Raw genomic sequence first — 13,375 nt, 5'->3', positions numbered from 1 at the left:
AGACTGCTTGGTAATCGGCAACTCCTGCAATTCAGGCGAATCCACAGAAGTTGTATCAAGAAGGGAGCGTAGTCTACCGGAATGCTCCTTTCAGCTCAAACCCAGATCTTCACCACTTGGCTGCCAGTGCAATGTCCAGCCTTCGTGTATCTGACCATCCAGACCCGGCAGGTTCGCCACCGCGAGCAATTCTTCGCCACGAAACAGCAGCGGCAATCTGCCACGCACGAAGGCCGGTACCGCGCGCTCGTTGAGCAGACGCTTGAGATCACGGCTGCCGCGCTCGGCCAGTTGCATGACCTCACCGCCCTGCCGGTAGGCAATACGCAAAGGCCCGGATGGAGCATGCCCGTGGAGCATGACGCGTCCGTTATCCGGCAAGCGTAGCGCTGAAGTCGGGGTCTGCCAGTCGAAGCCGCTCACTGGCGTGCGCAACCAATTGCCGCTCAGCCACCAGACGCGACCGACGCTGCGGTGCAGCTCTCCGTCGGCCAGACGCCAGATCGGTGAAGCGTCGGCGCCGGCATTGCACAGCGTTGTCCAACCCGACCAATGGTCAGCATCTGGCAGCCGGGTCAACGGTTCGAGCCAGTGGCTGAGGGCATTTCGCTGGCGTGCGTCAGACAATGCCCTCAATGATGTCAGCTCCAGGGATGGCACACCCAGCCAAGCGAATTCATGGACCGTTTCGGCTTGTGCGAGATCGATCTGCGCCAGCTCATCGAGCAAGCCCTGCGCCTCACGCAGATGCCCAGCCGTGCGCGCCATGCTCGCCTGTGCTTGCGGCCAGCGCTCGGTGAGAACCGGCATGACTTGATGGCGCAGATAGTTGCGCGAAAACTGCCGGTCCTGGTTCGACGGGTCCTCAATCCAGCGCAACTGATGCGCCTGTGCATAACTTTCCAGCTCGGCGCGGCTGACGTCGAGCAACGGTCGAACCAGCGTGCCCTGCCCCACTGGGCGCCGCTGCGGCATTGCGCCGAGTCCGCGTACACCGGCACCGCGCAACAGCCGAAACAGCAGCGTTTCCGCTTGATCGTCGCGGTGCTGAGCGGTCAGCAGCACGTCAGTGGCCTGTGTCAGTGAACTGAACACCGCATAACGCGCATCCCGCGCCGCCCGCTCAATGCTCGCCCCCGACTGCACCGTCACATGCTCCACGCGCAACGGAACATCCAGCGCATCGCAAACCGCCTGGCAATGTTGCGGCCACGCATCGGCCGCAGCCTGGAGGCCATGATGGATGTGGATGGCGCTTAGCGCTGGGAGGGATTGGCTTTTCGCCAGAGTGGCGAGCAGATGCAAGAGGACGGTGGAATCGAGACCGCCGGAGAAAGCGATGCGCCAGTGAGCGGCGTGGCGCCAGGGCTCAAGGTTCAGCAGAAGCCGTGAAGGCAAATCCATCGAACGCTGACTCATATCCGCCTCTATGCCCCAATCAAATGTGGGAGCGGGCTTGCTCGCGAAGGCGTCTCAACATTCAACACATTCGTCGACTGTGATACCGCTTTCGCGAGCAAGCCCGCTCCCACATGGGTATTGCGCTCGACTTAGAGACCGTAGCTCATCAGACGATCATAACGGCGCTTGAGCAGCGCTTCGTTATCGAACTTCTTCAGCATCGCCAACTGCGAGCTCAGCTCGGCACGGATCGAAGCGGCGGCAGCAGCCGGATCACGGTGCGCGCCGCCCAGTGGCTCGCTGATCACCTTGTCGACGATGCCCAAGCCTTTCAGGCGCTCGGCAGTGATGCCCATCGCCTCAGCAGCATCCGGCGCTTTCTCGGCAGTTTTCCACAGAATCGATGCGCAACCTTCCGGCGAGATCACCGCGTAGGTCGAATACTGCAGCATGTTCAGCTGATCGCAAACGCCGATGGCCAGTGCACCACCGGAACCACCTTCACCGATAACGGTGGCGATGATTGGAGTCTTCAGGCGCGACATCACGCGCAGGTTCCAGGCAATCGCTTCGCTCTGGTTGCGCTCTTCAGCGTCGATGCCAGGGTAGGCACCCGGGGTGTCGATGAAGGTCAGGATCGGCATCTTGAAGCGCTCGGCCATCTCCATCAGACGGCAGGCCTTGCGGTAGCCTTCCGGACGCGGCATGCCGAAGTTGCGGCGGACTTTCTCGCGCACTTCACGGCCCTTCTGGTGACCGATGATCATCACCGGCTGATCTTCCAGACGGGCGATACCACCAACGATGGCAGCGTCGTCGGAGAAGTGACGGTCGCCGTGCAATTCGTCGAACTCAGTGAAGATGTGCTCGATGTAATCGAGGGTGTAAGGACGTTTCGGGTGACGCGCCAGGCGTGCGATCTGCCAGCTAGTCAGCTTGCCGAAAATGTCTTCGGTCAGCGTCTTGCTCTTGTCCTGCAGGCGGGAGATCTCATCGCCGATATTCAGCGAATTGTCATTACCGACCAAGCGCAACTCTTCGATCTTGGCTTGCAGGTCGGCGATCGGCTGTTCGAAATCTAGAAAATTCGGGTTCATAGGCGTCCGTCTTGGGTCGTGTCCCAAATGAGCTTGGGCCGGCCGGTTGTCTATTCGCGCCCTACCTTAAGGGAGAGGCGCGCTGAGGTCGAGATTAAAAATCCAGGTTGCGGGCAAGCGCAATGATGGCACCTGCCGGTCAACGGTATTGGAGGAAGACGTTGTCTCGCCCGAACTGGTCACGCAGGGCTTGAATCAACGTATCCGCCGGGTCGATCCGCCAGGTCTCGCCGAACTGCAGCAAGGTCTTCGCGTCGGGGCTGGTGTACTCCATGGTCACCGGGCACGCGCCGCGATGACGCTTGAGCAGTTCGCCCAACCAGCGTAGCTGATCGCCTTTCAAATCCTGGGTGTGCAGCTTCAAGCGCAGACTCTCGGCCAGATTGGTCCGCGCATCCTCCATGCTCATCACCCGCTTGACCCGCAGGCGCAGGCCGCCGGAGAAGTCGTCGTTGCTGACCTCGCCTTCAACCACCACCATCGCGTCGGTCTGCAGCAGCGACTGCGCCGAATGAAACGCATCGGCAAACAGCGACGCCTCGATCCGCCCGGAGCGGTCGTCGAGGGTGATGAAGCCCATCTTGTCGCCCTTCTTGTTCTTCATCACGCGCAGGGCAATGATCATCCCTGCCACCGTCTGTGTGTCGCGCGCCGGTTTCAGGTCGATGATGCGCTGACGGGCAAAACGGCGGATCTCGCCTTCGTATTCGTCGATCGGGTGACCGGTCAGGTACAGGCCCAGGGTGTCTTTTTCACCCTTGAGGCGTTCCTTGAGGGTCAGTTCCTTGGCCTTGCGATGGGACGCATAAACGTCGGCATCTTCTTCGACGAACAAGCCGCCGAACAGGTCGGCGTGGCCGCTGTCGTGGGTACGCGCGGTCTGCTCGGCAGCCTTGATCGCTTCTTCCATCGCCGCCAGCAGTACCGCGCGGTTACGGTCGATGTTGGCTTGATAGGCCTTTTGCTCGTCGTGGAAATACGGGCCGAGACGATCCAGCGCGCCGCTGCGGATCAGGCCGTCGAGGGTGCGCTTGTTGATGCGCTTGAGATCGACCCGCGCGCAGAAATCGAACAGATCCTTGAACGGGCCGGCCTGACGAGCTTCGGTAATCGCTTCCACCGGACCTTCACCGACGCCTTTGATCGCGCCGAGGCCGTAAACGATGCGGCCGTCGTCGTTCACCGTGAACTTGAACTCCGAAGTGTTCACATCCGGCGCGTCGAGGCGCAGCTTCATCGTCCGCACTTCTTCGATCAAGGTCACGACCTTGTCGGTGTTGTGCATATCCGCCGAGAGCACCGCGGCCATGAACGGCGCCGGGTAATGGGCTTTCAGCCAAGCGGTCTGGTATGACACCAGACCGTAAGCGGCGGAGTGGGATTTGTTGAAGCCGTAACCGGCGAATTTTTCCACCAGATCGAAAATGTTACCGGCAAGATCGGCGTCGATGCCGTTGGTCGCGCAACCCTCAATGAAACCGCCGCGCTGCTTGGCCATTTCTTCAGGCTTTTTCTTACCCATCGCCCGACGCAGCATGTCCGCACCGCCGAGGGTGTAACCGGCCATGACCTGGGCAATCTGCATCACCTGTTCCTGATACAGGATGATGCCGTAAGTCGGTGCCAGTACCGGCTTGAGGCCGTCGTACTGGTAGTCGGAGTGCGGATAGGCCAGTTCGGCGCGACCGTGCTTACGGTTGATGAAGTCGTCCACCATGCCCGATTGCAGCGGCCCCGGACGGAACAGTGCCACCAGTGCGATCAAGTCTTCCAGGCAGTCGGGCTTGAGCTTTTTGATCAGCTCCTTCATGCCCCGGGATTCAAGCTGGAACACCGCCGTGGTTTCTGCTTTTTGCAGCAGTTGGTAGGTCGGTTTGTCGTCCAGCGGAATAAAGGCGATATCGAGCGGCGGCTCGTTGACCTTGGCGCGGTCGCGATTGATGGTTTTCAGCGCCCAGTCAATGATCGTCAGCGTACGCAGACCGAGGAAGTCGAACTTCACCAGACCGGCGGCCTCAACGTCGTCCTTGTCGAACTGGGTTACCAGACCGTCGCCGGCCTCGTCGCAATAGATCGGCGAGAAGTCGGTCAGCTTGGTCGGTGCGATCACCACACCACCGGCGTGTTTGCCGACGTTACGCACCACGCCCTCGAGCTTGCGCGCCATCTCCCAGATTTCCGCCGCTTCTTCATCGACCTTGATGAAGTCACGCAGGATCTCTTCCTGCTCGTAGGCTTTTTCCAGGGTCATGCCGACTTCGAACGGAATCATCTTCGACAGACGATCCGCCAGGCCGTAGGACTTGCCCTGCACTCGCGCCACGTCACGGACCACAGCCTTGGCGGCCATGGAGCCGAAGGTGATGATCTGGCTTACCGCATTGCGGCCGTATTTCTCGGCCACATAGTCGATCACGCGGTCGCGACCGTCCATGCAGAAGTCGACGTCGAAGTCGGGCATCGAGACCCGTTCCGGGTTGAGGAAACGTTCGAACAGCAGGTCGTATTCCAGCGGGTCGAGGTCGGTGATCTTCTGTACGTAAGCCACCAGCGATCCGGCACCCGACCCACGACCCGGCCCCACCGGTACGCCGTTGTTCTTGGCCCACTGGATAAAGTCCATCACGATCAGGAAGTAACCGGGAAAGCCCATCTGGATGATGATATCCAGCTCGAAATTCAAGCGGTCGACATAGACCTGGCGCTTGGCTTCGTAGTCTTCGGTGGTGTCCTTGGGCAGCAGCACCGACAGGCGCTCTTCGAGACCTTCGAAAGAGACCTTGCGGAAATATTCGTCGATGGTCATGCCATCGGGAATCGGGAAGTTGGGCAGGAAGTGCGTGCCCAGCTTCACTTCGATGTTGCAGCGCTTGGCGATCTCGACGGTGTTTTCGATAGCGTCGGGAATATCGCTGAACAGCTCGAGCATTTCCTCGGCGCTTTTCAGGTATTGCTGATCGCTGTAATTCTTGGACCGACGCGGGTCGTCGAGGGCGCGGCCTTCACCGATGCACACACGGGTTTCGTGCGCGGCGAAGTCTTCCTGCTTGATGAAGCGCACATCGTTGGTCGCCACCAGCGGTGCGCCAAGCTTGTCGGCCAGCGCCACGGCGCCGTGCAGTTGTTCTTCGTCGTTGGGGCGGTTGGTGCGCTGGATCTCCAGATAGAAGCGATCCGGGAACACCGCCATCCACTCACGCGCAAGCGCTTCGGCTTCCGCCGGATTGCCGCCGATCATCGCCATGCCGATCTCGCCTTCTTTGGCGGCGGACAGCATGATCAGGCCTTCGTTGGCCTCCGCCACCCACTCGCGCTCGACGATGACCATGCCGTTGCGCTGGCCTTCAATGAAGCCCCGCGAGATCAGTTCGGTGAGATTGCGATACCCCTGAGCGTTCATCACCAGCAGGCTGAGGCGGCTCAGCGGTGCGTCCGGGTCCTTGTTCGCCAGCCACAGGTCGGCGCCGCAGATCGGCTTGATCCCGGCACCCATGGCGTTTTTGTAGAACTTGACCAGGGAACACATGTTGTTCTGGTCGGTGACCGCGACCGCCGGCATGTTCATGGCAGTCAGCGCTTTGACCAGCGGCTTGATCCGCACCAGCCCGTCGACCAGGGAGTATTCAGTGTGCAGGCGTAGATGAACGAATGAAGCCGGCATAGTGATCCTGTCCAGTTACATAGAGACAACGAGGCCCGGATTGTACCGGGCCTCGAATAAAACATCAGCCTTGCGCCTAAACCTGCGTCAGGCTTTCCCGCGCCTCGTAAGCCAGGCGCACCGGGGCGAACGAGCGGCGGTGAATCGGCGTCGGGCCGAGCCGCGCCAGTGCTTCCAGATGAACGGGCGTCGGATAGCCTTTGTGGCCGCCGATGCCGTAACCCGGGTAGATCAATTCGAACGCCGCCATTTCGCGATCACGACTGACCTTGGCCAGAATCGACGCCGCCGCGATCGCCGGCACCTTGCCGTCGCCCTGAATCACCGCCTCGGCACGCATCGGCAAATGCGGGCAGCGGTTGCCGTCGATCATCGCCAGTTTCGGCTGAATATGCAGACCGGCAACCGCGCGCTGCATGGCCAGCATGGTCGCGTGGAGGATATTCAGATCGTCGATTTCTTCGACTTCGGCGCGGGCGATGCACCAGCTCAGGGCCTTTTCGCAGATCTCGTCATAGAGCTTTTCGCGCTTGGCTTCGGTGAGCTTTTTCGAATCGTCGAGGCCGAGGATCGGCCGGTTCGGATCGAGAATTACCGCAGCTGTCACCACCGCACCGCACAACGGACCACGACCGACTTCATCGACACCGGCAACCAGTTCTTCGACTTCGGCAACCAGAGTGAAATCCAGGCCCATTTGCATGCTTGTCTTGCTCATTGTGGTTTGCCGATCAGGTCAAGGACGGCTTGCGCCGCCTGATTGGAAGCATCGCGCCGCAGCGTGCGGTGGATCTCGTCGAAGCCGCGGGTCTGTTCCTCGCCGCCATCGATCAATGGCGACAGTGTCTGCGCCAAGGCCTCGACAGTCGCATCATCCTGCAACAACTCCGGCACCAGCAAGCGCTGGGCGAGCAAGTTGGGCAGCGACACGTACGGGCTCTTGACCATGCGTTTGAGAATCCAGAACGTCAGCGGCGCCAACCGGTACGCCACCACCATCGGCCGCTTGTACAGCAGTGCTTCAAGGGTAGCCGTGCCTGACGCGATCAACACGGCGTTGCACGCGGCGAGGGCCAGATGCGATTTGCCATCAAGCAAAGTCACCGGCAAATCCCGGCCGGCCAGCAGCGCTTCGAGTTGCACGCGGCGTTCCGGATTGGCGCAGGGGATGACAAAGCGCACGCCCGGACGCATGCCGCGCAGCCGTTCGGCAGTATCAAGGAACAACGCGCCGAGGCGACTGACTTCACCGCCACGACTGCCGGGCATCAATGCCACCAGCGGACCGTCGGGCAAACCCAGCTCGGCGCGGGCGGCGGCGCGATCAGCTTGCAGCGGAATGGTATCGGCCAAGGTGTGGCCGACGAAACGCACCGGCACGCCTTTCTCTTCGTAGAATTTCGCTTCGAACGGCAGCAGGGTCAGCATCAGATCGCAGCCTTCGCGGATCTTCAACACCCGTTTCTGACGCCACGCCCATACCGACGGGCTGACGTAATGCACGGTCTTGATCCCGGCCTGGCGCAGCTGGAGTTCGATATTGAGGTTGAAATCCGGCGCATCGATACCGATGAACACGTCCGGTCTGGCGGCGATCAGCGTGGCAATCAAGTCTTTGCGGCGCTTGAGCAACTCACGCAGACGACCAAGAACCTCGACCAGGCCCATGACCGACAAGCGCTCCATGGGAAAGTACGAAGTCAGGCCTTCGGCCTGCATCAACGGACCGCCGACGCCAATGAACTCGACTGCCGGGTTCTGAGCCTTGAGCGCACGCATGAGGCCAGCGCCGAGAATGTCACCGGAAGCCTCACCCGCCACCAGCGCAATACGCAGACTGGCCATGATCAGCGGGTGATGCCGCGAGTCGACGCCTGGATCGAATCGCGGAACACGGCGACTTCAGGGAACTGCGCAGACGGCTCGGCCAGTTCGGCCAGCGCCTGCTCGACCGTCAGGCCCTGGCGGTAGACAGTTTTGTAGGCGCGGCGCAGCGCATGAATCGCGTCTTCGCTGAAACCGCGACGGCGCATGCCTTCGAAGTTCATGCTGCGCGCTTCGGCCGGGTTACCGAATACGGTGACGAACGCCGGAACATCCTTGCCGATCGCCGTGCCCATGCCGGAAAAGCTGTGGGCGCCGATGTGGCAGTACTGATGCACCAGGGTGAAACCGGAGAGGATCGCCCAGTCGTCAACGTGTACATGCCCGGCCAACGCAGTGTTGTTGACCAGAATGCAGTGGTTGCCGATGACACTGTCATGGCCGATGTGGGCATAGGCCATGATCAGATTGTGATCACCCAGGGTGGTTTCCGAACGGTCCTGAACGGTGCCACGGTGGATGGTCACGCCTTCGCGGATGACGTTATGGTCGCCGATCACCAGGCGGGTTTCCTCGCCTTTGTACTTCAGATCCGGGGTGTCTTCGCCTACCGAAGAAAACTGGTAGATGCGATTGTGCTTACCAATGCGGGTCGGCCCTTTGAGGATCACGTGCGGCCCGATCACGGTACCCTCGCCGATTTCCACACCTGCGCCGATGATCGACCACGGGCCGACCTCGACGCCGTCAGCCAGAACGGCGGACGGATCGATGATTGCGCGAGGGTCAATCAAACTCATACTTTCTGTTCCGCACAGATGATTTCTGCCGAGCAGACCGGCTTGCCGTCCACCGAAGCCTGGCACTCGAACTTCCAGATCTTGCGCTTGCAGCTGATGAAGGTCGCTTCAAGGATCAACTGATCGCCCGGCTTGACTGGCTGGCGGAAGCGCAGCTTGTCGGAACCGACGAAGTAATACAGGGTGCCGTCGGCCGGTTTGACGTCGAGCATCTTGAAACCGAGGATCCCGGCAGCCTGAGCCATCGCTTCGATGATCAGCACGCCCGGCATGATCGGATGCGCTGGGAAGTGACCATTGAAGAACGGTTCATTGATGCTGACATTCTTGTAGGCGCGAATTCGCTTGCCTTCAGTGTCCAGTTCCACCACCCGGTCCACCAGCAGGAACGGGTAACGGTGAGGCAGGTATTCGCGAATCTCGTTGATGTCCATCATTCAGGGGAAAGCCTATGTAAAGATTGGGAGCGCGACTGACGCGCACTCCTCTAGCAAATCAAGGAGGCAGTCTAGAGGCTGTGCACACTTGATATGGAAATGGTATCAGCCATCAGATGAAGCATTGCCGTCAGGGGTCACTTCCCCTACGCGCTTTTCCAGCTGTTTCAACCGCCGCGCGATGTCATCGAGCTGACGGATACGGGCCGCGCTTTTGCGCCATTCGGCCGCCGGTTGCATGGCTGTACCGGAAGAATAGGCGCCCGGCTCGGTAATCGAGTGGGTCACCATGGTCATTCCGGTCAGGAAAACGTTGTCGCAGATATCAATGTGGCCGACCAGACCGACACCACCGGCGAGCATGCAGTGCTTGCCGATTTTGGTGCTGCCGGAAATGCCGACGCACGCGGCCATGGCGGTGTGGTCACCGACCTGGACGTTGTGTGCGATCTGAATCTGGTTGTCGAGCTTGACGCCATTGCCAATCACGGTATCGGCCAGAGCGCCGCGGTCGATGGCGGTGTTCACGCCGATCTCGACATCATCGCCGATGGTCACACCACCGATCTGGGCGATTTTCTGCCATACGCCTTTTTCGTTGGCGAAGCCGAAGCCCTCACCGCCGATCACTGCGCCGGACTGAATAACCACACGCTTGCCGATGCGCACATCGTGATACAGCGTCACGCGCGGAGCCAGCCAGCCGCCTTCACCGATTTCGCTGCGCGCGCCGACCACGCAATGCGCGCCCAGCGTGACCTGTGCAGCAACGCGCGCGCCGGGTTCGATCACCACGAACGGACCGATGCTGGCACTCGGGTCAACCACCGCGTCCGCCGCGATCACCGCTGTCGGATGAATACCCGCAGGAGCCTTCGGCTTTGGATCGAACAGGTGCGAGATACGCGCGTAGGCCAGATAAGGGTCCGGCACCACCAGTGCGTTACCGGCAAAACCTTCGGCATCGGCCTCTTTGAGCAGCAACGCTGCCGCCTGCGAACCGGCCAGGTATTTGCGGTATTGGGGATTTGCCAGAAAGCTCAACTGAGCTGGGCCAGCCTCTTGCAAAGTGGCTAGCCCAGTAATTTGCGCCTCGGGGTCGCCACGCAGGGTGGCGCCGAGGTGCTCGGCCAACTGGCCGAGCCTGATAGTCACGGTCATGGGTTACTTCAGCTGATTCATGCGCTCGATAACCTGGCGCGTGATGTCGTACTGAGGTTTGACATCGATGACTGCGCCACGCTCGAACACCAAGTCAAAACCACCTTTCTTGATGACTTCTTCCACGGCGCTGTCCAGCTTCGGCTTCAGCTGCTTGAGCATCTCGCGGTCAGCCACGGCTTTGGCTTCGTTCAGTTCCTTGGACTGGAACTGGAAGTCACGGGCCTTTTGCTTGAATTCCAGCTCCAGACGCTCACGCTCGCCCTGCTGCATCTTGTCTCCACCGGCCATCAGACGGTCCTGAATGCCTTTGGCGCTGCTTTCCAGGGTTTTCAGCTTGGTCAGCTGCGGGCCGAACTTCTTCTCGGCATCCACGGCGTACTTCTTCGCCGCGTCGGATTCCAGCAGTGCCATCTGATAGTTCAGCACGGCAATTTTCATGTCGGCGAACGCCGGGCCTGCCACCAGTACGGAGGCCAGGAGAACCAATTGAGTCAACTTACGCACGATGCACTCCTACAAAATCCATTGTCGTTATCTTGGGTCAGACGCTTAGAACGTCTGGCCGAGGGAGAATTGGAACACTTGAGTTTCAGCGTCATCCGGTTTCTTGACCGGCATCGCCAGGGCGAAGCTCAAAGGCCCCAGTGCGGTGACCCAGGTCACGCCGACACCTACGGAACTGGCCATGTTGCTCAGGCTGATGTCGTTGCACTGAGTGCTGGACGTCGAACCCGCGCTCGCGTTGGTCGTCTTGTCGCACTTGGAATCAAATACGTTACCCACGTCCCAGAACACCGAGGTCCGCAGAGAACGCTGATCTTTCACGAACGGCAGCGGGAACAACACTTCAACGCCACCTTGAATCAACACGTTACCACCGAATGGCAGCGGATCCTGATCCGGATCGGCAAGTGTACCCGAGTTACCCGTTACAGCTGCACCGCGGCTCGGTGTACTGCGTGGACCCAGCGTGCTGTCCTTGAAGCCACGTACGGAGTTAAAGCCACCCGCATAGTAGTTTTCATAGAAAGGCAAGCCGTCGGTCGAACCGTAACCGTCGCCATAACCCAGTTCGGTGTGCAGGCGCATGGTGTAGTTTTCAGTGATCGGCTGGAACAGCTGGCCACGGTAATCAAGCTTGAAGAAGGACAGGTCGCTACCCGGGATGGTGGTTTCCAGAGTCAGGCTCTGGGACCGGCCACGGGTCGGCAGTACGCCTTTGTTCAAGGTGGATTCGGACCAGCCGGCAGACGCCTTGAAGTTCAGGTATTTGTCGCCTTCCTTGTTAACGAAGTCGAAAATCTCGTCGACGGTGTAGCTACCGGTACTGATTTCGTCCTGCTGAACGGAAGCACCGAAGGTCAGACGCGAAGTCTCACTGATCGGGTAGCCGACGTTGACACCGGCGCCCAGGCTGTCTACCGCGTAGCTCGAAAGATCGGTGTCGAGTTCGTCGTAGTCAGTGGTGCGATAGAACGCGTTGTAACCCAGGCTCACGCCATCGGCGGTCCAGTACGGGTCCACGTAGCCGAAGTTGTAGCGGCTCTGGTATTCGCTGCGCGTCAGGCCGATGCTGACGCGGTTACCGGTGCCGAGGAAGTTGTTCTGGGTGATCGAACCACCGAGGATCAGACCGGCACTCTGCGCGAAACCAACGCTGGCGGTAATCGAACCGGAAGCCTGTTCTTCAACGGCGTAGTTGACGTCAACCTGGTCATCGACACCTGGCACGGCCGGCGTTTCAACGTTGACTTCCTTGAAGAAGCCCAGACGCTCCAGACGGGTCTTGGACTGGTCGATCAGGTAGGTCGAAGCCCAGCCGCCTTCCATCTGACGCATTTCCCGACGCAGCACTTCGTCCTCGGACTTGGTGTTGCCACGGAAGTTGATGCGGTTGACATAGGCACGCTTGCCCGGATCGACAGCGAAGAGGATGTCCACAGTGTGGTCATCATCGTGCGGCTGAGGCACGCCGTTGACGTTGGCGAAGGTATAGCCCTCGTTGCCCAGACGACGGGTGATCAATTCAGAGGTGGTGGTCATCAGCTTGCGCGAGAACACCTGGCCTTTCTGCACGAGCAACAGCGACTTGACCTGATCTTCAGGGACTTTCAGGTCACCGCTGAGCTTGACGTCACGAACGGTGTACTTCTCGCCTTCGGTGACGTTGACGGTGATATAGACGTGCTTCTTGTCCGGGGTAATCGATACCTGGGTCGAAGCGATGTCCATGTTGATATAGCCGCGGTCCAGATAGTAGGAACGCAGACGCTCCAGGTCACCGGAGAGTTTTTCGCGGGCATATTTGTCATCGTTCTTGAAGAACGACAGCCAGTTGGTGGTTTTCAGCTCGAACAGGTCGGTCAGGTCTTCCTCAGGAAAAACCGTGTTGCCTACCACGTTGATGTGCTGGATGGCGGCGACGGTACCTTCGTTGATCTTCACCTTCAGACCCACGCGGTTACGCGGCTGCGAAACCACTTCGGTGTCGACGGTAGCCGAATAGCGCCCCTGGGCGACGTACTGACGTTGCAGTTCGTTACGCACACCCTCGAGGGTGGCGCGCTGGAAGATCTCGCCTTCGGCCAGACCGGATTGCTTGAGGCCCTTCATCAGGTCTTCAGTAGAGATGGCCTTGTTGCCTTCGATCTCGATACTGGCGACCGATGGACGCTCGACCACGGTGATGACCAGAACGTTGCCTTCGCGGCCCAGCTGGATATCTTGAAAGAAACCGGTTTTGAACAACGCACGAGTGGATTCCACCAGGCGACGATCATCCGCCTGCTCGCCGACGTTCAACGGCAAGGCACCAAAGACGCTACCCGCGGAGACCCGCTGGAGGCCATTGACGCGAATATCAGAGATAGTGAAGGACTCGGCGTGAACTTCGGCGATCATCAATACGGTGAGAACCGCAGTTAGCAGCAGACGTTTCATGAAGTCCTTTCTTATTCCAACTGGCAATAAACAAACTGCCGCAAAATGCGG

The 13,375-nt window shown here is 59.8% G+C and carries 10 protein-coding genes; all 10 read right to left on the bottom strand.

Annotation, left to right across the window (positions count from 1 at the left end; genetic code table 11):
- Positions 1 to 90 precede the first annotated feature (90 nt).
- The 10 genes from tilS to bamA all read right to left on the bottom strand — a co-directional run bounded on the left by tilS (position 91) and on the right by bamA (position 13,324).
- Positions 91 to 1,419 (bottom strand): tRNA lysidine(34) synthetase TilS, encoded by a 1,329-nt coding sequence (tilS, locus tag AC4IHP_RS02720; RefSeq protein ID WP_490830820.1) that lies wholly within the window; start codon positions 1,417 to 1,419, stop codon positions 91 to 93.
- 131 nt (positions 1,420 to 1,550) lie between these two features.
- Positions 1,551 to 2,498 carry an acetyl-CoA carboxylase carboxyltransferase subunit alpha gene (locus AC4IHP_RS02715; protein ID WP_108225216.1) on the bottom strand — a complete coding sequence of 316 codons (948 nt, stop codon included), beginning with the start codon at positions 2,496 to 2,498 and terminating at the stop codon, positions 1,551 to 1,553.
- A gap of 139 nt (positions 2,499 to 2,637) precedes the next feature.
- Complete coding sequence (gene dnaE, locus AC4IHP_RS02710) at positions 2,638 to 6,159, bottom strand: DNA polymerase III subunit alpha (protein ID WP_460124476.1); 3,522 nt, start codon at positions 6,157 to 6,159, stop codon at positions 2,638 to 2,640.
- 76 nt (positions 6,160 to 6,235) lie between these two features.
- Positions 6,236 to 6,862, bottom strand: coding sequence for a ribonuclease HII (gene rnhB / locus AC4IHP_RS02705; protein WP_016771466.1), 627 nt, complete (start codon positions 6,860 to 6,862; stop codon positions 6,236 to 6,238).
- A gap of 11 nt (positions 6,863 to 6,873) precedes the next feature.
- The gene (gene lpxB, locus AC4IHP_RS02700) at positions 6,874 to 8,004 is read right to left on the bottom strand and encodes a lipid-A-disaccharide synthase (RefSeq protein ID WP_490830819.1); all 1,131 of its coding nucleotides are present in this window, start codon (positions 8,002 to 8,004) and stop codon (positions 6,874 to 6,876) included.
- A 2-nt stretch (positions 8,005 to 8,006) separates the two neighbouring features.
- Positions 8,007 to 8,783: an acyl-ACP--UDP-N-acetylglucosamine O-acyltransferase gene (gene lpxA, locus AC4IHP_RS02695; RefSeq protein ID WP_016771468.1), complete on the bottom strand. Its 777-nt coding sequence runs from the start codon at positions 8,781 to 8,783 to the stop codon at positions 8,007 to 8,009.
- Entirely contained in the window at positions 8,780 to 9,220 is a 441-nt protein-coding gene (gene fabZ, locus AC4IHP_RS02690) for a 3-hydroxyacyl-ACP dehydratase FabZ (protein ID WP_016771469.1), read from the bottom strand. Before fabZ ends, lpxA begins: the two co-directional genes overlap by 4 nt.
- A gap of 105 nt (positions 9,221 to 9,325) precedes the next feature.
- On the bottom strand, positions 9,326 to 10,381 hold the full coding sequence (gene lpxD / locus AC4IHP_RS02685; RefSeq protein WP_490830818.1) for a UDP-3-O-(3-hydroxymyristoyl)glucosamine N-acyltransferase: 1,056 nt from the start codon (positions 10,379 to 10,381) through the stop codon (positions 9,326 to 9,328).
- 3 nt (positions 10,382 to 10,384) lie between these two features.
- Entirely contained in the window at positions 10,385 to 10,888 is a 504-nt protein-coding gene (locus tag AC4IHP_RS02680; RefSeq protein WP_003222140.1) for an OmpH/Skp family outer membrane protein, read from the bottom strand.
- Between the two features lie 45 nt (positions 10,889 to 10,933).
- Positions 10,934 to 13,324, bottom strand: a complete 2,391-nt coding sequence (bamA, locus tag AC4IHP_RS02675; RefSeq protein ID WP_460124467.1) for an outer membrane protein assembly factor BamA — start codon at positions 13,322 to 13,324, stop codon at positions 10,934 to 10,936.
- Positions 13,325 to 13,375 lie beyond the last annotated feature (51 nt).

It is taken from the genome of Pseudomonas sp. UF-293 (assembly GCF_058245595.1).
Note: the sequence above shows the minus strand (reverse complement) of the source record. Positions and strands in the feature narration are given on the sequence as shown.